Source organism: Nocardia tenerifensis NBRC 101015 (assembly GCF_000308715.1).
In the GTDB taxonomy this organism is placed as follows: Bacteria; Actinomycetota; Actinomycetes; order Mycobacteriales; family Mycobacteriaceae; genus Nocardia; species Nocardia tenerifensis.
The window spans coordinates 17,119-38,615 of record NZ_BAGH01000172.1; the positions used below are offsets into that span (position 1 = coordinate 17,119).

Annotated in this window: 8 protein-coding genes; 7 read left to right on the forward strand and 1 reads right to left on the reverse strand. The window is 68.2% G+C overall.

From position 1 onward, the window contains the following. The first annotated feature begins 67 nt into the window (after positions 1–67). Genes ON39_RS13730 through ON39_RS13755 form a run of 7 tightly spaced genes read left to right on the forward strand, consistent with a single transcriptional unit; the run spans position 68 to position 18,158 of the window. Positions 68–1,633, forward strand: a complete 1,566-nt coding sequence (locus ON39_RS13730; protein WP_051186584.1) for a PfaD family polyunsaturated fatty acid/polyketide biosynthesis protein — start codon at positions 68–70, stop codon at positions 1,631–1,633. Further along, entirely contained in the window at positions 1,630–5,430 is a 3,801-nt protein-coding gene (locus tag ON39_RS48160) for a type I polyketide synthase (protein WP_085998176.1), read from the forward strand. The genes ON39_RS13730 and ON39_RS48160 overlap by 4 nt, the downstream gene beginning before the upstream one ends. Continuing rightward, the gene (locus ON39_RS48165) at positions 5,427–7,718 is read left to right on the forward strand and encodes an SDR family NAD(P)-dependent oxidoreductase (protein ID WP_051186586.1); all 2,292 of its coding nucleotides are present in this window, start codon (positions 5,427–5,429) and stop codon (positions 7,716–7,718) included. The genes ON39_RS48160 and ON39_RS48165 overlap by 4 nt, the downstream gene beginning before the upstream one ends. A 1-nt stretch (position 7,719) precedes the next feature. Next, complete coding sequence (locus tag ON39_RS13740) at positions 7,720–13,821, forward strand: type I polyketide synthase (protein ID WP_040734306.1); 6,102 nt, start codon at positions 7,720–7,722, stop codon at positions 13,819–13,821. A 31-nt stretch (positions 13,822–13,852) separates the two neighbouring features. Further along, on the forward strand, positions 13,853–14,746 hold the full coding sequence (locus ON39_RS13745) for an alpha/beta fold hydrolase (RefSeq protein ID WP_040734307.1): 894 nt from the start codon (positions 13,853–13,855) through the stop codon (positions 14,744–14,746). Between the two features lie 11 nt (positions 14,747–14,757). After that, on the forward strand, positions 14,758–16,281 hold the full coding sequence (locus ON39_RS13750) for a PHA/PHB synthase family protein (protein ID WP_051186587.1): 1,524 nt from the start codon (positions 14,758–14,760) through the stop codon (positions 16,279–16,281). A gap of 32 nt (positions 16,282–16,313) precedes the next feature. Next, positions 16,314–18,158, forward strand: coding sequence for an acyclic terpene utilization AtuA family protein (locus ON39_RS13755; protein ID WP_040734308.1), 1,845 nt, complete (start codon positions 16,314–16,316; stop codon positions 18,156–18,158). 62 nt (positions 18,159–18,220) lie between these two features. Here ON39_RS13755 and ON39_RS13760 read toward each other — a convergent pair whose 3' ends face one another. Continuing rightward, complete coding sequence (locus tag ON39_RS13760) at positions 18,221–21,280, reverse strand: MMPL/RND family transporter (RefSeq protein WP_040734310.1); 3,060 nt, start codon at positions 21,278–21,280, stop codon at positions 18,221–18,223. Positions 21,281–21,497 lie beyond the last annotated feature (217 nt).

A 21,497-nucleotide genomic window follows, 5' to 3' on the forward strand; every position in this document is an offset into this window, starting at 1 on the left:
GAAGTTGACCACATCAGGCGTTACGCACGCCCACAATTATGCCGATCAATCCCGTCACGACGCTGCCGTGCGGTTCGAGCCCGGTGAGATCACCGCCTTGGTCAGAGAGATCCGGAGCCCCCTGCGGGTGCTGCAGGCTCCGTCGACCGGCCGCAAGGGTGTCCAGCGGATTCCAGGTCCGGAGTCGGACGGCGGCGGTCACGGGGATGCGCGGCTGGTCGGAGTTCTTCCCGCGTTGTACCCCGAATGGCTCGGCAGCAGGCAATTCTGCCGGACCCACCACGTCCGTTTCCCCTACCTCGTCGGCGAAATGTCCACCGGGATCGCCACAACGAAGATGGTCCAGACGTTGGCCTCGGCGGGCCTGATGGGCTTATTCGGCGCGGGCGGCCTGCGCGAGCAGGTGCTGCGAGGGTCCGTCGAGCAGCTGGCCCTGACTCTGCGTGGGCGGGGCAACTGGGGTGTCAACCTTATCCACTCCCCCAACGAGCCGGCGAGCGAGGTGCGGACCGCGCGGCTGCTCGTGGAACTGAACGTCCCGGTGGTATCGATGTCTGCCTACCTCGACCTGACCCCTGCTGTCGTCCTCTGTATGGCGCGGGGGCTGTGCACCGATGGGACGGGTCGCGTGCGGCGGGCGCGCCGGGTATTGGCCAAAGTGTCGCGGCCGGAGACCGCGGAGAGGTTCATGTCCCCGCCGCCGGCACCGCTGCTTCGCCAGTTGGTGGCGGACGGTGAGCTCTGCGCCGAGGAAGCGGCGCTGGCGGCACGCATTCCGATCGCCCAGGACATCACGGTCGAGGCCGACAGCGGAGGACACACCGATAACCGGTCCTTGGCGGTCATGCTGCCCGCGATTCGCACCCTGCGCGACCGTGTCGCGGGGTCGGTGCGGGTCGGGGCCGCGGGCGGACTCGGCACACCCGCCGCGGTGGCCGCCGCGTTCGCGCTCGGCGCCGATTACGTTCTCACCGGCTCGGTGAATCAGGCCGCCATCGAGTCGGGCATGTCCGAGGTGGGCCGTCACATGCTCGTCCAAGCCGACATCACCGACACCGCGATGGCTCCGTCCGCCGACATGTTCGAGATGGGCGTCCGCGTTCAGGTGCTACGGCGAGGCACCATGTTCGCGGGCCGGTCGGCGTTGCTGCACGAGCTTTACCAGACATACGAGTCGCTGGAGGACATTCCCGCCCACCGGCGTACCCAGATCGAGAAGCAGATCTTCGCCGCCCCACTGGAAACGGTGTGGGCACAGACCTCGCGGTTCTGGGCCGACCGGGATCCTGATCAGCTCGCCCTCGCCGACCGCAACGCCAAACATCGTATGGCGCTGGTGTTTCGATGGTATCTGGGCATGTCGAGCAGATGGGCTATCGCGGGCGATCCCGACCGCAGAGCCGACTACCAGATCTGGTGCGGCCCAGCCATGGGCGCCTTCAACCGATGGGCGGAGGGGTCGTTTCTGGCCGCGCCCGAGAACCGCGGCGTTGTGCAGATCGCGCTCAACCTGCTGGAGGGAGCGGCCGTGATCACCCGCGCTCACCAGGGGCGGGTATGCGGATTGCCCGTCGCCGCAAGAGGTTTCCACTTTGCTCCCCGCCGACTCAGTGAAACCGGAGCAGCACGATGACCAGGCCGCCACCGTCGCGAGAATTCGTACACGAGCCGATCGCAGTGATCGGCGTCAGCACCTTGATGCCGGGCTCCGCGGACGCCGACGGCTTCTGGCGCACAGTGGTGCAGGGCCGGGATCTCATCACCGATGTCCCCCGAACGCATTGGCTGCCGTCGGACTACTTCGATCCGGATCCCACTGCCCCGGACAAGGCTTATAGCTACCGCGGGGCCTTCCTCGACCCCGTGGATTTCGATCCGCTCACCTATGGGATCGCTCCCGGCGCGCTGCCCGCGACCGATACCTCGCAGCTGCTCACCTTGGTGGCGACCCAGAAACTCCTCGACGACCTCGCCCGGCACGGCACCGCGGGCTACGACCCGGACCGGGTGAGTGTCATCCTCGGCGCGGGTCCGATGGAACTGTTGAGCACAATGGCCAGCCGGATGCAGCGCCCTGTGTGGGCGAAGTCCATGCGCGAGGCCGGTCTTCCCGAGCACCAGGTGGAAGCCATCTGTGCGCGCATCGCCGAACATTATGTTCCCTGGCAACGGGCGACCCTCCCGGGAGTGCTCGGCAATGTGGTCGCGGGGCGGGTGGCCGGCCGTTTCGACTTCCACGGAAGCAACTACATCACCGACGCGGCCTGTGCCGGGTCGCTGGCGGCGGTGTCGGCCGCGGTCAACGAGTTACGGCTGAGACAGGCCGACATGGTGATTACCGGCGGCGTGGACACGCTCAACGACGCAGTCTGGTACACGAGCTTCAGCAAGACGCCCGCACTGTCGCCCACCGGGGACTGCCGCCCGTTCTCGGCGGACTCCGACGGCATGGTTCTCGGCGAGGGCATCGGGCTGTTCGCACTCAAGAGATTGGCGGACGCCGAACGCGCGGGCGACGCGATCTACGCGGTGTTGCGCGGGGTGGGGTCCTCTTCCGATGGGCGAGGCACGGCGGTCTACACCCCGCTGCCGGAGGGTCAGGCCCGTGCGTTGCGCCGGGCCTATCAAGCGGCCGGTTATACCCCGGACACCGTCGAGTTGGTCGAGGCGCACGGCACCGGGACCGCCGCCGGTGATGTCGCCGAGGTGACGGCATTGCGCCAGGTGTTCGGCGAGGCGCGTCATTCGTCCTTTCCCTGGTGTGCTCTCGGGTCGCTCAAGTCGCAGTTCGGACATACCAAGTCCGCGGCGGGGGCCGCCGGATTGCTCAAGGCCGTACTCGCCTTGCACCACAAAGTAATTCCCCCGACTATCAAGGTCACCCGGCCGAACCCACGCCTGGAGCTGACCGGCAGTCCGTTCGAGCTCAACACCGCCGCCAGGCCGTGGATCCGCGGCTCCGCGCACCCACGGCGCGCGTCGGTGTCCAGTTCCGGCTTCGGCGGCACCAACTTCCATGTCACCGTCGAGGAATATGTCCCCCGCGGCGGCGGCCGTCGGCCCTTTAGCACCCGAACCGCGCCGTCCGAGTTGGTCGTCCTGACCGGTGCCACCGTGGAGCAACTGACGGACCGCTGCCACGAAGTCGCGCATTACCAACGGCCGCTGGCCCTGATCGCTCGCGAAACCCAGGCGATGCTGCCTGGCGAGGTTCCCGACCATCGGCTCGTAGTGGTAGCCGCCGACACCGACGAGCTGAGAGATAGGACGAATAAGGCCCTCGCTCGCATCCGCGAGGCGCCCCGCGTCGGTTTCAGCATCCCGGACGGGACGTATTACGGAGTCGGCCCGGCAGACTGCGGACACATCGCATTCCTGTTCCCCGGCCAAGGAAGCCAGTACGTGGGCATGGGCATGGACGTCGCGATGCATGTCTCGCAGGCCCGGCTGCTGTGGGATCGGCTGGCCGATGTCCCGATAGCCGAGCAACCGCTGCACCGGATCGTTTTCCCGGCACCGGTTTTCACCGACGAGGACAGAGATGCGCAGACCACGAAACTGACGGCTACCGAATGGGCGCAGCCCGCCGTCGCCGCGCACAGTATGGCCCTGGCAGCCGTGCTGGCCGCCCTGAACATCCGCCCGGATTGCGTTGCCGGCCATAGCGTCGGGGAGTTGACCGCACTGCACGCCGCCGGAGTCTTCGACGAGGTGGCGCTACTCGGGCTGACCCGGCGGCGCGGCGAGTTGATCCGCGATGCCGCCCACGAACCAGGTGGCATGCTCGCCGTCCGAGCGACGGTCGAGGACGTCGAGCATGTGCTGCGTGACTTGGGTTTTGCTGACCTGTGGATCGCGAACCATAACGCTCCCGAACAGATAGTTGTCTCCGGCGCGGTCAATTCTCTCGCCGCGCTGGGCGATCGGTTGGCAGAGCGCGGCGTCCCTGTGCGTCGACTCACTGTGTCGGCGGGGTTTCATAGTCCGCTCGTGCGCGACGCGATCGTTCCGCTGCACAGCTATCTGCGGCAGATGGACCTCGCCGCTCCACGAATACCTGTATATGCGAACACTGACGCGTCGACGTATCCCTCTCGCTCCGAAGGAATCGCCGATCGGCTCGCCCGGCATCTGGCGTCCCCGGTACGGTTCGCCGATCAAATAGCCGCGATGTACAACGCCGGCGTCCGCACCTTCGTCGAGGTCGGCCCCGGATCGGTCCTGACCGGGCTCGTAGGGGCGAACCTGGGATCGCGCGTGCACAGTGCCATCGCGCTGGACCGGCAGGGTGAGAACGGCCTCACAGCGCTGCACCGCGGTCTGGCCGCGTTCATCGCGCACGGCGTGCCGATGAATCTCGCGCCGCTGTGGCAGGACTACGCGCCGCATTCTCGGCCTGCCCCGCCGAAATCCGCTGTCACCGTGCAGATTTCAGGTACCAACTACGGCAAGGTGTATCCGCCCGCGGAGGTCACAGATTCACCGGAGGTAATTCCCGTCATGCCACAACCAGCCCATAGCACGACGCAAAATCGGACAGAACCGTCCCAGTATCCGACCCCCAACGGGCGTGCCGAGTGGTGGGAAACGGTGCGCGAACTCCACCGGTTGGTCGCGGCGACACACGCTGCCTATCAGCGGACGACGGCCGACGCTCACCTCGCCTACCTTTCGGCGGTCGGCAGGTCGCTGAACCCCACGGCGGAACCGACTGCGTGGCACCGGCCTACTCCGCACCCGAGCGAGGGCGGTCCAGCCTCGAACGGCGCACCTGTGCGTGCTCACCTCGGTGATACGCCCGCCGCGGACGAGCCGGTTGCCCCGAGTGAGGAGGTGACGCCGATGCAGCCGGCCCCCGACCTCCTCGACACCGACCTCTTCGACACCGCCCCGCCTGCCGCGCCGACCCTGGACTTCTTCTTCGAGTCTCCAGAGAGACGGCCGAACTCCAGCGCCGAGCCCAGGGACAATCGGGCACCGGAGCGCCAGACTCGGACATCGCCCGAGCCGAGCCCGCCCGAGCGAGCGAATGTCTTCGCCGAGTCTTCGCAGAGGCGGCCGGACTTCACCACCGAACCGAGGCCTGATCGGGAACCCGAGCGCCAGACTTGGACACCGCCCGCACCGAGTCCGCCCGAGCGAGCCGATTCGGGGTCGGCGCCTGGCGATGGTGATGGCCCAGCGAGTCACCACCTGATCGCGCTGACTCTGCAGGTAGTGGCGGACAAGACCGGCTATCCCGTGGATATTTTGACCCCGGATATGCACTTGCAAACCGATCTGGGCGTCGACTCCATCAAACGGGTCGAGGTGTTGTCCGCTCTGCGTGACCGCATCGAGGACCTGCCGCCGCTCGACGCGGCCGAACTCGGCCGACTTCAGACGATCAGAGAAATCGCGGACCGCTTGGCGGCAGAGGTGCGCACGTGACCGCGACAGCGGGTGCGACCTCGACGGTGGGAGCGTCACCGACCGGCCGACTGGTGCGCTACGTCGTGCGCGAAGTACCTGCCCCCGCCTCCGGCCTGTCACCGTCCGGCCTCGACTGCCGGGTACTGTTCGTCACCGACGACGGAGCCGGAGTGGCCGCTGCGCTCGTCGAGCGGCTCACCGCCCGGGGCATCGACGCGATGACAGCCTCGCGGATACCGGCGGAGGTCGGCGGACTGATCTTCCTCGGGGGGCTGCGGGACGTGCGGGGCAGCGAGGACGCGGTAGCCCTCAACCGAGAGGCGTTCTCGATTGCCCGCTCCCCCGCCGTGCGGCACAGCGAACTGTTCGTGACCGTCCAGGACACCGGCGCGGACTTCGGTCTCGGCGGACGCCAGGGTGAGCGCGCCTGGCTGGGCGGCTTGGCCGGCCTTGCTCGCACGCTGTCGAAGGAATGGCCCGATGTCGCGGTCAAGGCCATCGACTGCGAACGCGCGCGGCGCACCCCGGACCGGATCGCCAATGCACTCGCAGACGAATTATGTTATGGGGGAACACTATTGGACGTCGGCCTACATGCCGATGGCCGACGCACCACCCTGGCTGTCGAGGCCGAGCCGGTGCCGCTGCCGGTATCGCAGTGGCGGGCAAGTCCCTACCACGATCAGATCGTCGGCCCCGATTCGGTGATCGTCGCGACGGGGGGTGCCCGCGGCATCACCGCCACCGCCGTGCTGGCTGTCGCGCGAGCGCACCGGCCGCGCCTGGTGCTCCTGGGCCGGACGCCGCTGGCCGAAGAGCCCCTGTGGTTACGCTCCGCCGGTGACGAGAAGGCCGTCAAACACGCACTGGTGGCTTATCATTCGCGTCGCGGCGGCCCCATGCCGACACCGTCCCAGGTCGGTGCCGTGGCGCAGCGGGTCAGCGCGGCCCGCGAGGTGCGTGGCACCATCGCCGCATTGATCGACGCGGGCAGCAGCGTCTGGTACATGCCGGTGGATATCCGCGACTCAGCCGCTGTCGAGCAGGCACTGTCGCGAGTTCGTAGGAAATGGGGGCCGATCACCGGCCTGATCCACGGCGCCGGTGTGCTCGCCGACATGCCCGTCGAGGCGAAGACAACAGAGATGTTCGACCAGGTCTTCGGCGCCAAGGTGCACGGCTTGCGCTCGCTGTTGAGCGCCACCTCCGCAGATCCGCTGACCTTCGTGTACTTGTTCTCCTCGGTGGCGGCGCAGTTCGGCAACGCCGGGCAGAGCGACTACGCCATGGCCAACGAAGTGCTCTTCCAGGTAGCAGCGGCCGACCACACACGCTGCCCGATCACCGCGGTCGGCTGGGGACCGTGGCAGGGCGGGATGGTCACCTCCGAGCTGGCCGAGCACTTCCGAGACGGCGGCGTCGACCTCGTGCCGCCGGACGAGGGTGGTCGCGCAGTACTCGCGACACTGGGAACGGCCCTGCCCGGCCGGCGAATCCTCGTCGCGGCCGACGGCGAGCGACCGCTGCACGACTCGGGCAGACAACGCAAGGCCGTCTGGCGAGTCGGCTTGGCCGAGCAGACCTTCTTACGCGATCACAGCATCGATGGAACAGCTGTAGTTCCCCTGGCACTGACCATCGACCGGTTGATCGCTGCCGCCGGGGAACTCGATCCGGGGTGGCGCGAGATCGCTCTCGCCGACCTTCGGGTGTTCCAGCCGTTGACCGTACCTCCCGATCGGATACGTCGGCTTACGCTCAGCTTGGCACACCAGCCGGGGGGCGTGGAGCTGAGAATCTCCGACGAGGACAGCAGACCGTGCCAAGCAGCGTGGGTGGCGAGCGCGCGCAGCGGGATTCGGCATGTCGACTGGTCGCCACTGACCTGTCCCGAGGTGCTCCCGCACACCGACCTCTACGACAGCCCGGCCCTGTTCCACGGTCCGATGTTCCGTTCCCTCAAAACAGTCGACGGCATCTCGGCCGAGGGAGCGGACGCGACCGCCACCGGTGTGCGGGAGCGCGAATGGCCCGGCCGGTACCCGCATACCGATCCTGCCGCCATGGACGCCGGACTTCAGCTGGCTGTGCTGTGGGCCGAGCACATCCTGGGCGCGGTGACCCTGCCCATGCGAGTGCGATTCGTCCATGTGCATTCCAGTGGAGCACTACCCCACCCGCTTCGCTGCCTGGTCCGCGGCCGCACCACCGGCCCTGACCACGTCGTCTGCGACATCGCGCTGCTGAGCCCCAGCGGTCAGGCATACGTGGAGCTGCTCGGCGTCAGCCTGATCCGCAGGCCTTGACATGGCCTCCGGATTCGAACCCATCGCGATCGTCGGACGCGGATGCGTGCTGCCGGCCGCGTTGAGCCCGGAAGCCTTGTGGGACAACATCGTTGCCAAACGGGTCAGCCTGGGCGCCGCCCCCGCCGGATACTGGCGAGTCGATCAGTTCCCGCCGGAAGAACCCGCAGGCGGGATCACCCCCTTCGGTGGCTACGTCCATGGCTTCGACTCGGTGTGGGACCCCAGCGGCTTCTCGGCCGATCGTGCGGACATCGAACCTCTCGACACGCTGTTCCATTGGACGATGCACTGCGGGCGGGAGGCGCTGCGCGAGGCCGCGGTGGCGGAGCCGCCGCGCCGCGCCGGGCTCATCCTGGGCGTGCTGGGCTATCCCTGCGCCGGGATGAACCGGTACGCCGAGCAAACGTGGGCCCGCGCGCTGCCCGAGGACCTGCGGCGCGCGGTAGCGGGCGATCGCGCGTCCGACCCGCGCAACCGGTTCTCCTGCGGCCTGGCCGCACACTTGACGGCGCACGCGCTCGGCCTCGACGGGGGCTCGGTGGGGCTGGACGCCGCGTGCGCCTCGTCGCTGTACGCGATCAAGCTCGCCGTCGACCGGCTGCACGACCGTAGCGCCGACCTGATGCTGGCCGCCGCGGTCAACTGCGCCGACGACCTGATTCGCCACGCCTTCTTCGGCGCCCTCGGCGCGCTCAGCAGCACAGGGCGAAGCCGACCGTTCGCCCGCACCGCCGATGGGCTGGTGCCGGCGGAGGGCGCGGCTTGCGTAGCACTCATGCGATTGGATGATGCTGTGCGGGCCGACATCCCGGTCTTGGCGGTGATCCGTGGAATAGGGCTGTCGAACGGGGGACGCGGCTCGGGACTGCTCGCTCCATCCCGAGAAGGCCAGGAACTGGCGATCATGGCCGCCTATCAGAGCGCTGGACTGGATCCCGGCTCGGTGAGCCTGCTGGAGTGCCATGCCACCGGAACCCCGCTCGGTGACGCGGTCGAGTTACGCAGCGCAGGAGGGGTTTTCGCCGCCGCCAGCGACCTGCCGGTGGGCTCGGTCAAGTCGAATCTGGGCCATTCTGTGACGGTCGCCGGGCTGGCGGGTCTGCTCAAGCTCATAGGCGCCATACATGCCGGGGTGCGCCCGGCCAGCCTGGGTGCCGAGGACCCCACCGACGCCTTCTCCGGCACGACATTGCGTCCCCTCATCGAACACGAACCGTGGGAGGGACAGCGGCGAGCCGGTCTGAGCGCCTTCGGTTTCGGCGGCAACAACGCACACCTCGTACTCGAAGCCGCAGGCACGGCAGAGCGGACATCTTCACCGATCCGGTACCGGGCTCAACCCGAACCGCGAACCGACGACGAGGTCGCCGTCGTGGCGATCGGCGCGCGGGTGGGCGCGGGCACGTGCGTGGCGGATTTCACCGAGGCGCTGTTCAACGCGCCGACACCGCCGGCACCACGCGAGACCGTCGAAACGCCCCTGCGGGGACTTCGGTTCCCGCCCATCGACCTGAAACAGGCGCACGCACAGCAGCTGCTGATCCTGGACGCGGCACGGGAAGCGCTGGCGGGACAGTCCCCACCGCGCCGGCGAACGATGGTGCTGGTCGGGATGGGCTGCGACGCCGAGGTGGTGCGCTACACGGCACGGTGGCGCGTTCCGCCGTGGCTCGAGGAAGCCGAATCTCCCGCGAGTACCCTGCGCGACGGGTTCTCCTCGGCATTCTCGGCCGCCAATGCAGTCGGAAGCATGCCCAATATCGTCACCAATCGCCTCAATGCACAGTTCGACCTGGCCGGTCCGAGTTTCTCGGTCTATGCCGAGCAAGCTTCGGGGTCGGCCGCATTGGAGATCGCGTGCCGGGCGCTGCGCGCAGGCGAGGTGGACGCGGCGCTCGTGGGAGCGGTTGATCTGTCCTGTGAACCGGTCCACGAGGCATCCCTGGCCGCCTTGGGCCACCGCCGCCGGACCGCGGATGCCGCGGTGGCGCTGCTGCTGCGCCGCCGCACAGACGCCGAGTGGGAGGGGGCCGAGGTGATCGCGTTGGTGGGCCGAGGCGATCCGCTCGACGCGGCCGCGAGTCTTCACATCGGGCCGGACGGCACCGGCACCGATGCGATGCCCCACTTCGATCCGGTGGACCGGTTCGGCAGCGCGCACGCCGCCGAGGGACTGATCGCGGTCGCCACCGCAGCACTGGCGGTGCGACATCGCGCGGTGCCTCGCCCCAACGAGCCGGCGGACCCGATGCTCGGCCCCCCGGTCGTCGACGTGGCCACTGCCTCCTTGGGCGCCACCGTCACCCGCTTCCGGGTCCGGGGGCTGGACCCGGTGCCGTGGTCCGCGGGCGGCCATGCGGTACATGTATTCGGCGGCGGCAACCAGCGGGAGATCGCCGCGGCGTTGCGTGATGGCCGGCCCGGCGGTGAGGGGCCGTGCCGCCTGACGATCATCGAACGGCCCACTGACGTGTTGGCCGACCGGCGAGAAGAAACCCGCAAGTGGCTTACCGGCCAAGGCAAACAGCCGCCGGCCACGTCTTTACGAAGCCGCCCGATCGGTGGGCGAGTCGCCTTCGTCTACACCAACGGATCGGCCGGCTACCGGCAGATGGGCCGCCCGCTCATGCTCGCCTTTCCGGAACTGATGGATGCGACTCGTCGGTGGTGCGGTCAGCTTCCCGTGCTCAGCGAACCCGTGTTCGCCGGCCGGCCTACCGACCCGGTGCGAAAGAACTTGGCCGCGACCCTGCTCGCGGACGTGCATACCCGCCTCACCTATGACCTGCTCGGGATCCGGCCGGATGCGGTGCTGGGCTACTCTTCCGGAGAAACCACCGCGATGGTGGCCCTGCGAGTGTGGCACGATGTGCCCGCGTTCCTGACCGAAGTCGGTGCGACGCAATGTTTCACCAGTGGGCTCATCGGCGACCAGCACATCGCCCAGCGCGCCTGGCAGCAATTGGACATGCCCGCCGACCGCTGGGTCAACCTGCTGGTGGCCGCGCCGGCGGACCGCGTCGAGGCCGCACTCGAGGGCGAACCGGCCGCCTATTTGCTGATTGTCAACAGCCCGGGCCAATGCGTCATCGGCGGGGCCGCGAAAGCCTGCGACCGCGTCGCCGACCGCCTCGGCGGCGCGACGGCCGTGCTGCCCCTCGACTACGACATCGCAGCCCACCACCCCATCCTGGGTCAGGCGCGCGGTGAGCTGGAGCGCCTCTTCCACCGCCCCGTCCACGTCGACGCCGCCACGCGTTTCTACACCAGCACGACCGGGGAGAGGTACGTTCCCACCCCGGAGTCGGTGGCACGGGCATTGACGACCATGATCCTCGAACGAAACGACTTCTCCGCCACGATATCTCGAGCCTGGGACGACGGCGTTCGGGTGTTCATCGAGCACGGACCGCGTAACCTGTGTTCCGGCTGGATCTCCGCGACACTCCACGATCGCGATCATCTCGTCGTCGCCCTCGACGGCACCGGCGAGAGCCAGGACTCGTTGGCCACCCTTGCCCTGGCGGTCTCCGAACTCGCCGCGGCCGGGGTCGTCGACGACCCCGCTCCGGTGCTGGACCGGCTGACGGCGCCGCTTCGACCTGTTCAGGAGCGGCTCCCGGCTCTGACCGTGCCCGCCCACCCACCTCCGATCGAATCCCTTCTCGCCCGGGTGACGAGTCGCGATGCCGATAGTCCGCATACTCGCCCCCGCCGCTCCGAACCGCTTGCCCTCGATCGGGCACAGCTGGAAACCCTTGCCGCCGGGCAACTTTCGGCCGTTCTGGGCAGCCGATTCGCCGCCGTGGAGGAACGAGCACGGCACACGCGCATGCCCGAGCCCCCGTTGCTTCTGGTCGACCGTGTCCTGGACATCGAGGGTGAGCCCTTCTCGATGGGAAAGGGCACCATTTGGACGGAGACCGACGTTCACCGCGACGCCTGGTACATAGACGGGTGCGGACGCATGCCCGCCGGCCTGCTGGTCGAGTCCGGGCAGGCCGACCTGCTACTGCTGACCTGGCTGGGCGCGGACCTGCATATCGCCGACGATCGGGTGTACCGCCTGCTCGGCCTCGACCTGACCTTCCACGACAGCCCGCCCGCGGTAGGTGAGACCGCCCGGCACGAGATCACTGTCGACGACCACAGTGCGCACGGCGATGTGCATCTGTTCTTCTTCCACAGCCGGTGTGAAGTCGACGGGCACGTGCGATCAACCGTGGCCAACGGCGTGGCCGGGTACTTCACCGAGCAGGAGTTGGCCGCCTCCCAGGGCGTGATCTGGGACGCCGAAGAGATGCCACAGCCCGAGGGAACGCACACGCGGCCGCTGGCACAGACGCGAAAGTCCTTCGACCCCAAGGAGGTTCGCGCCTTCGGCGAAGGCAGGCCGGACCTCTGCTTCGGTGCGAACTGGAGGGTCACCCGGGCACACGTCCGCACGCCACGGATCGGTAGCGGTCGCATGCGGCTTCTGCACCGGGTTCCCGTGTTCGACCCGTCGGGTGGTCCGTGGCAGCGCGGATATCTCCGTGCCGAGTTCCCCCTCAGCCCGAACGAATGGTTCTTCCGAGGCCACTTCACCGGGGATCCCTGCATGCCGGGCACGCTGATGTTCGAGGCATGCCTGCAGGCGATGGCGTTCTATCTGACGGCCTATGGCTGCACCCTCGACCACGACGGCTGGCGCTTCGAGCCGGTGCCCGGCGCCACGACCGAGCTGCGCTGCCGCGGGCAGGCCACCCCGGCCGGCAGCCGGCTACTGACGTATGAATTGTTCGTCTCCGAGATCGTGCACGACCCGACCCCGACGCTATTCGCCGACGCGCTGTGCACAGTCGACGGCGTGAAGGCTTTCCACGCCAAGAACCTGAGTTTGCGACTGACACCGGACTGGCCCCTCACACATTGGCGTGTTCTCGCCCCTGCCGCCACCCAGCCCGCCGACGAAGCCGTTGTCCCGGAACGCCTCGGGGGGTTGGTGGACTATGCAGACCAGCACCCATGCGCCATCGATGCGGACGGCACCCGACTCGACTACCGAGCCGTGCTGGCCGCGGCGTGGGGAACGTCGAACAGGTTGTCCGGGCTCCGATTGCCGGCCCCGCCTTACCTTTTCGTTACCCGTGTGCGGAAGCTCGCCGATACACCCGGGGTAGTCGGCAGCGAAATTCACACCGACTACGATCTGCCCTGCCGAGCATGGTTCTGGGAAGACAATGGTTCCCGGTCGACTCCACTGGCAATCCTGGTCGAGATCGCGTCCCAGCCGTGTTCGTGGCTACTCGGCCGGCTCTGCCCTCCACCGAAAGACGCCCGGCTGCGCAACCTCAGCGGTGCCCTCACCGTGCACCGCGAGCTGCGACCCTCGACCCGGACCATCCAGACGACCGCGCGCCTGACCGATCTCGGTGTGAGCGAGGGCCGCAGCAGCTATACCTTCGAGGTCACCTGCCGCGTCGAGGACGAACCACTGCTCAGCCTCGAGACCACGTTCGTGCTCGTGCCCGCGGGAGACACCTTCGAGATTCCGGCTCCTCGCGCGGAGGGGCCGCCACTGTTCTCCGGCGAGAATTTGATAGACCTGCGGACCCGGCCCGAACACCTCTTCAGCGGCGAACCCCGACTGCCCGGACCCATGCTGCTCATGATCGACCGGGCGAGCGAATCGTGGCGAGAAGGCGAGCCAGGCCGGCGGATCCACGCCGAGAAGGACATCGACCCCGGGGCCTGGTATTTCAAAGCTCACCTCCTGGGAGATCCGGTCCTGCCCGGCAGCCTCGCGCTGGAAACCATGTCCCAGCTGGTGCAACTCCACCTGCTCGCGGCGGAATCGTCCCCTGTCCGCGGCGGTGCCCGCCTTGCCACTCCGTCTCCGGGCCGTCCCCTTACGTGGACCCACTACGGCGATGTCTTGCCCACCAGAGACCGGATTGTTCTCCACCTGGAAATCGCGCAGGACGGCCGCGACGCCACCGGTCGCTATGCCGTCGGCGATGGGTCGATGTGGGTCGGCGGCGTGTGCGTCTGCCGAATGAAAGGCGTGTCCGTGCATGCACGGGTAGACAGGTACGACAAAGCGCAGCGAGATTCATAGGAAGAACCTGCCAGGAAGACGAAGGCGCGCAATGGGATTCGACACCATCAGCGAGAAGCGGGTCATGGTTCAGGGTTTGTCGACGTCGTATCTCGAAGCGGGAACCGGGCCGGTGCTGGTTCTGATACATGGCAATCTCACCGCCGCCCAAGGGTGGGACCGGACCATCGAGGAGTTCCGGACAACGCACAAGGTCTTGGCCCCCTCGTTGCCCGGCTACGGCGGCACCAGCCCGCTGCGGGATGTGACCCTCGACGGCTTGGTGTCCTTCATTGCCGCCTTCCTCGACGCGACCTCGGTCGATACAGCGATCGTCCTCGGGCACTCCGCGGGTGGCCTCATCGCGGCGCAATTCGCGCTCGAAAACCCGGACCGCGTAAGCCGATTGGTGCTTGTGGACTCGGTCGGGCTGGGGCGCGCGATCAACCCCGTGGTCATCGCCGGGGCGTTACTTCCCGGCTGGGCGACGGAGATCGCGATCGCCGCCCTGCTGCTGCCCGGCGGGGGAATCCTGCGCGCGCTCATGCGCGGTGTGCAGGTACGACGCCCGTGGCGGCTGACCGTGCAAGAGTGGCGCACCCAAACCCGCATCATGCAGGCGCAGACGCTGTTGTCCACATCCTTCCAGGCAGTGCGCCTGGTCGTTGGTCCGGCCGGTCAACGCGGTCGCTACAACCTCGTCGAGCGCCTCGGTGAACTACCGATGCCGACCTTGCTGATCTGGGGTCTGACCGACGAGGTCGTCCCGTTCTGGCAGGGGATCCGCGCGGCCAGGAAGATCCCCCGCGCGAGGTTCGTCCCGCTGGTGAGCGCCGGTCACGCCGGATATCTGGAATGCCACGTCGATTTCGTCACCGCCCTCAGCCCCTTCATCCGCGACGAGCCCGACACCTCTGGTCCCCAGCGGACGCCGACCCAGAGATAAGGACAACAACGATGGAGCCGGTCGCCGATTCCACAGGCACTCTGCTGAGCGACTCAGCGCGCGATCCGCGGTTCGTCGACCCCGCGTGGACGTCGAACCGCTACTTCCGTACCCTTCGCCTCTCCTACGACCTGGCCGCGAAGGCGGCCGGCCGCGCGGCGGACGCCCTCCCGCTGCCCGCCGAAGACCGGCGAACCGTGCGATCTTTGACCCGGCTGATCGCCGATGCCCTTGCCCCGCCCAACGCGCTGCTGGGCAACCCGACCGCTCTGCGCAAAGCGGCCCGGACACGAGGAAGAAGCCTCCTCCGAGGGGCAGCACACGCAATCGACGATCTCCAGCACAACGGCGGCCTGCCGTCGCTCGTGGACCGCACAGCGTTCACGGTCGGCCGCGATCTGGCGATCACCCCGGGCCGAGTGGTTTTCCGCAACTCGCTGATGGAGCTGATTCAATACGAGCCGCGTACCGCGACCGTGTATTCCATCCCACTCCTGTGCTGCCCGCCCTGGGTCAACAAGTTCTACATCGCCGACCTCACGCCCGGCCGCAGCTTCGTGAGGTGGGCCCTCGATCACGGACATACCGTGTTCATGATCAGCTACCGGAATCCGCAAGCCTCCCAACGCGACGTCGGCTACGACTGCTACCTGCGGAACTCATTACTCCCCGCGCTCGCCGCGGTCCGCGACATCACCGGCGCCGAGGAAGTGAACCTTTTCGGTGCCTGTCTCGGGGGCTTGAGCGCACTCATGCTCGCGGCGTGGTCGGCCGATACCGACCGACCACGGGTGCGCAGCGTCACTGCGTTGAGCACGCTGACCGACTTCACCGACATCCGCAGTGAGTTCGGAACCGGCGGCACCGGCTGGCTGCTGCGCGTTCTCGGTCTGCCCCTGATGGAGACCTTGACCTATACGCGGGGAGTACTCAGCGGCCGGTCTCTCGAAGTATTCTTCCGGCTGCTTCGCTCCGACGAGTTGATCTGGTCACGGATGCGGGCGAGCTGGCTGTCGGGAGAGGCCGCGCCCGCCTACGACATCCTGTATTGGAATTGCGACACGCTGAGCGTTCCGCACCGCGCCCAGCAGTTCCTACTGCGAAATCTGTGTCTGGACAACGCTTTCGCACGAGGCACAGCCGAACTCGCCGGGCGGCGCCTCGACCCGGATCAGGTGACCCAGGACCTGTTCGTGGTCGCCGCTCACGACGACCATCTCGTGCCCTGGACCTCCGCCTATAGGACCGTGGGGCTGTTCCCCGGCGATGTCCGGTTTCATCTCGCGTCCGGTGGCCACATCGCGGCAGTGCTGGCGTCTCCGGATTCCGGGGCGAGCTACTGGTCCGGCGGACCAACCGGTGCCACCGACCCAGAGGCGTGGCTGGCCGGCGCTACGAAGTACCACGACACCTGGTGGCGCGCCTGGGCCCGATGGCTCGCCGACCGCGCCGGAAGCCAACGCACGCCACCACCGCTGGGGAGTCACCGTCACCCGGCCGCGGAACCGGCACCCGGCCCCTACGTCCTGACCTGAAACGGTTCCAGCGTCCGGCCAAGGAGGAACACATGTCCATACGCCGCCCAGTCCGCATCGCCAGTTTCTCCGGTGGGATGGGAGACCGGTTCGCCGCTTTCCAGGAGTCCGTCCACGGGGAATCGGTCGACGTCCTTATCGGCGACTCCATGACCGAGTTCGTCGAGTCGATGATGATCGCCCACTTCATCGACGAACCGCAGAAACACCACCACTTCGCGTCCCCGCTGTTCATGACCCAGCTGCTGCCGGAGCTGGATGCGATAGCGGAGAAGAAGTTGAAGGTAGTCACCAACGCGGGCGTCCACGCTCCCGAGCTGATGGCCGACACGATTCGCGCGGCGATACTGGCGCGCGGCTTGGAGCTCACCGTTGCCTACATCACCGGCGACGATTTGCGCGAAGAAGCCGACCGACTCAGCACCGAAGGGCAGCTGACCCACATCGACACCGGCGAATCGCTGGGAGAGCGACGCGTGCTGGCGGCCGACGCCTATCTCGGCGCCTGGGGCGTCAAAGCAGCCCTGGACGAGGGCGCCGACATCGTCATCACCGGCCGCGTCGCCGACGCCTCACTGATCAGCGGCGCGGCCGCTTGGTGGCACCAGTGGGAGCGCACCGAGTGGGACAAGATCGCCGGGGCCGTCGCCGCGGGGCACATCATCGAGTGCGGCCCACAAGCCACCGGCGGAAATTTCTCCGGGTTCACCACCGTGCCCGACAACATCACCATAGGTTTCCCGATCGCCGAGATCGCCGAGAGCGGCGAGGTTGTCATCACCAAACGAGCCGGCGAAGGCGGCGCCGTCACCCTCGACACAGTCACGGCTCAACTGCTCTACGAAATCCAGGGACCTCGGTACCTCAACCCAGATGTCGTCTGGCACACCGATTCGGTGACGGTGAGCCAGGTGGGGCCGGACCGGGTGCAGGTCAGCGGTGCGAAAGGCAGTCCCCCACCCGCGACCACTCGGGTGGGTGTCCATCTGCAGTCGGGCTACCGCGGGTCGCTGTGGTATTTCCCGACCGGCCTACAGATCGAGGAAAAGGTAAAGATGCTGCGTCGGCAGGCCGAGATCGCCGCGCAGAACACCCACGTGCAGGAGCTGCGACTGTTCGTCTGCGGACGGGCGGTCGACGATCCGACCGACCAGTGGCAAACCACCGTCCCGGTCGCGGTCACCGTCGCCGCGGACACCGCGAAACCCATCCAGGCCTTCTTCGCCTGGCTCAACTCTTACTTCCTGGGCAGCTTCCCCGGCTTCTACCTCGACGTCAACTACATGTTCCCCCACCCACCCCACGCCCGCGTCGACTATTGGCCCGCCGAGGTCGGCCAGGACACCCTCCGGCACCAGGTCCACATGGTCGACGGCACCGGGCTGGTCCGGCGGTGGTGGCGACGAATCGGCCGTGGGGGCCGCGCCGGGCATGGCCGGGTGCTCGACATCGCCCCTCCGCCGGACATGCGGCCCTTCGGCGGGCAACCGACGGGCGGTGCCATACCGACGGCCGACTCGAGCAGCTTCGGTCCCACCACTCGGCGTCCCCTCGGCGATATCGTGCACGCGCGCACCGGTGACAAGGCCGGCATCGCCGACCTCGGGGTCTGGGTGAGCGAGGAGGCCGCCTACCCGTGGCTGCTGTCCTTCCTCACCGCGGACCGGCTCGTCCGGTTGCTCGCCGCCCCCGCGTCGGTCACCGTCGAACGCTACGAATTCCCCCGATTGCGCGGTCTCGTCTTCGTCCTGCGGGACTACCTGGCACCAAGCAGCTCATCAGGATTATCGCTGGACCAACTCGGCAAGTCCTTGGGCGAGTTCCTGCGAGCACGTCACGTCGAGGTTCCCATCGCACTCTTGCCGGGACGAACGTGATCGCCGATCCGATGGGCCAGCGGAATCACGCCGCTGCCAACGCTTTTGGGGAGACACCCGCGTCAGGCACCGGGCGCGGGTGCCGGGTCGGGGCGGGAGAGCCGGCTCGGCCACCAGTTCCACCGTCCGGCCAGCAGCGCCATGGCCGGGATGGTGACGGTGCGGACGACGAGGGTGTCCAGGAGCAACCCGGTGGCGATGGTGAAACCGATCTGGGCGATATTGCTGATGTCGGAGAACATGAGCGCCAGCATGGTGAGCGCGAAAACGATTCCGGCCGTGGTGATCACGCCGCCGGTGCGGGTGAGCGCGGTGGCCACGGCGGCGCGCAGGCCGTTTTGCGGGGCGGCGCGCAGTTCGTCGCGGACCCGTGACATCAACAGCAGGTTGTAGTCGGCGCCGACGGCGGTCAGGGCGATGAACGACATCGACGGCACCGTCCAGTGCAGCGGATTGTCCAGCAGGTGCTGCCATATCAGGACGCTGAATCCGAGTGCGGCCAGATACGACAGCAGCACCGAGCCGAAGACGTACAGCGGGGCGATCAGGCTGCGCAGCATGATCGCGAGCACCAGGAGGATCAGCATCGAGGCCGCCACGACGATGGTCACCAGGTCGCGAAACGCGAGTGTCCGGACGTCGACATAGGTGGCGGCCAAGCCGGTGGTGTCGATGGCGGCGCCGGCCAGCGGGGTGCCGACGGCCGCGTGCCGCCCGGCGTCGGTGACCCGCTGTGCCAGCGCCATGCCCTCCGCGCTGAACGCGTCGGCGGTGCCGACGACGATCATCCGCGCGGCGTGCCCGTCCGGGGACAGGAAGAGCCGGGCCGCAGTAGTCAGGTCCGGGTTCGTCATGGCGGCGTCGGGAAGGTTGAATCCGCCTGCGCCCGGTGCGATGGTCTGATTGCCCTGTAGCTCGTGTAGATAGTCGACGGCTTGCTCGAGCCCGGCGGGCAGCTCGTCGTATACCCGGGTCATCCGCGTGACGCCGTCGTGCACCCGATCGGTGCCGGCGCTCAGCGCGTCGGCCCCGGTGCGCGCCTGTCCGATGCCGTCGCCGAGCGCGCCGATGCCCTGGTGCAACCGAGCCTGACCGTCGCGCAGCGCGGCCGAACCGCCTTGCGCCGCAGCGAGTCCGGTGGCCAGCTGGTCGACGCCCGCGGCGAGTTGCGCGTGACCGTCCGACAACGCGCGCACGCCGTCGCGGAGGCGAGTCAGCTCGCCGACGGCGGTGCCCGCCGCACTGCTGTCGAAGGCCGACAACGCGGCCTGGGCGGCCACACACAGCGGCGTCGCCGGACAATTCGGATCAGCCGCGACGAGGGCGCGCAGACCATCGATGGCGGACAGGGAGCCGTTCACCGGGGCCATCGCCGCGTCGACCCCGTTGACGAGTTCGGCGCTGCCCGACCGGAGGCGCGCGACCCCGGTGCTGAGCCCGTCGACGCCGGCGACCAGCCGATCGATGCCATCGGCCAAGGCGCCCGAACCATCGACGAGTTGCGCCGACGCCTGCCCGGCCTGCGCGAAACCGCCTGCCAGACCGCTCATTCCGGCGGCGAGGGCCTTGGCTCCGTCGTTCAGCTGCGTCACGCCGCCGGACAGCTGTCGCACCTCGGGTCGCGCCGCGGCGAGCTGGTCGGCGGCCGAGCCGAGCCGGTCGCCGACCAGGCCGACCTGCCGGTCGACCGCGGCGTCCGGGATGGGCGTGCCGAGCGGACGAGAGATCGTGCGGACCGATGCCACCCCGGGCACCCGGGCGATCTCGGTGGCGAGGGTCTCGATCGCGGCGTAGTCGCGGGCGGTGCGCATATCGTGGTCGGACCGGATCAGCACATAGCTCGGCAGCAGTTCGTTGGCGGCGAAATGCGCTGCGGCAGCGGCATACCCGCGGTTGCTCGGCGTGTCCGACGGTTGGGTGGCGCGTTCGTCGTAGGTGATGATCAGGGTCGGCGTCACCAGGGCGAGCGCCGCGATCACGGCCAGCGACGCGGCGAGCATGCGGGCGGGATGGGCGGTGATGATCGCCGACAGGCGCGGCCAGTAGCGGGCCGCGCCGCCGGTCGGTTCGACCAGACCGCGGTCGGCGGCGATCACCAGCAGCGCGGGGGCCAGCGTCATCGCCGCCGCCACCGTGACGAGCACGCCGACCGAGCAGGGAATGCCGATGGTGCGGAAGACGCCGATCCGGGTAACCGTCATCACCGCACACGTCATGGCCACGATGAGGCCGGAGGCGACGATGATCGGCATGATCCGGCGGTACGCGGACCGGTACGCCTCGTGCGGCGACAGCGCCGCGCGCCTGCCCTCGTGATACCGGCTGATCAGGAAGATCCCGTAATCGGTGCCCGCACCGAGGATCATCGCCGACAGCAGCGCCACCGAGAAGATCGAGGTCGGCAGGCCGTGCGCGCCGAGCAGCGAGACCAGCGGGCGCGCGGTCGCCAGCGCGAGTCCGATGGTGAACAGGGGGACGACAGCGGTGGACAGCGACCGGTACGTCGCCAGCAGCAGCACGGTGATCAGCGCGACGGTCAGCAGGGTGATGGTGGTCAGCGCGTGGTGGATGCCGTTCAGCTCGTCGGCGAAGGTGGGGCTCGGGCCGGTGAGATCGACCGAAAGTCCCTGCGGCGGTGGAATTGTAGCCAACGCGTCGTGCACGGCGGCGAGCGAGCGACTCACCTCGGTGGTGCCGGTATCGCCGACCAGCTGCAGCTGCGTATACACGGCTTTGCGGTCGGCGCTCACGACCGATCCGGCGGTCACCGGGGACGCCCACAGATCCAGCACGGACGCGACGTGTCCGCGTTCGGCCCGCAGCGCGGCCACGACCTTGTCGTAATAGGCGCGGTCGGCGTCGGTGAGCGGCTCGGCGCGGGTCAGCACCAGGAAGGCGCTGCCGGAGTCGGCCGACTCACCGAACCGCGTATTCATCTCGCGCAGCACCGCGGCGGCCGGAGCGTCCTGCGGCACCATCGGCGTCGAGTGCTCGAAGACCGTCGATTCCAGTTGGGGCACGGCAAGATTCAGCAGGCCTGCCGCGAGCAGCCACGTCGCCACCACGACATAGCGGAATCGGTGCACCGATGAGCCGAGGCGGTCGAACAGGCGGCGTCGCATCCGTTCTCCCCTTCCCGCGTTGTTCCGACAGATGCTGCACCGCAGGGCCTTCGAGGCCGCCCACTTCTGAATGCCCGCGTAACTTTTCGATAAGTGCGTCGAGCGACCGAGAGGAGTTGCCGGTAGCGCCTTTTCGAATTCGATCCGCCTATGCGCACGGCGGAGCGTGAGTTATCCGCAAAGGTGCGGGAGTGAGTTATCCGCGCACAGCAGAGCG

Bases quoted from the DNA above. Each gene is read 5' to 3' on its own strand.
- ON39_RS13740 (WP_040734306.1), top strand. From the start codon at position 7,720: ATGGCCTCCGGATTCGAACCCATCGCGATCGTCGGACGCGGATGCGTG.
- ON39_RS13745 (WP_040734307.1), top strand. From the start codon at position 13,853: ATGGGATTCGACACCATCAGCGAGAAGCGGGTCATGGTTCAGGGTTTG.
- ON39_RS13755 (WP_040734308.1), top strand. From the start codon at position 16,314: ATGTCCATACGCCGCCCAGTCCGCATCGCCAGTTTCTCCGGTGGGATG.
- ON39_RS13760 (WP_040734310.1), bottom strand. From the start codon at position 21,280: ATGCGACGCCGCCTGTTCGACCGCCTCGGCTCATCGGTGCACCGATTC.
- ON39_RS13750 (WP_051186587.1), top strand. From the start codon at position 14,758: ATGGAGCCGGTCGCCGATTCCACAGGCACTCTGCTGAGCGACTCAGCG.
- ON39_RS48160 (WP_085998176.1), top strand. From the start codon at position 1,630: ATGACCAGGCCGCCACCGTCGCGAGAATTCGTACACGAGCCGATCGCA.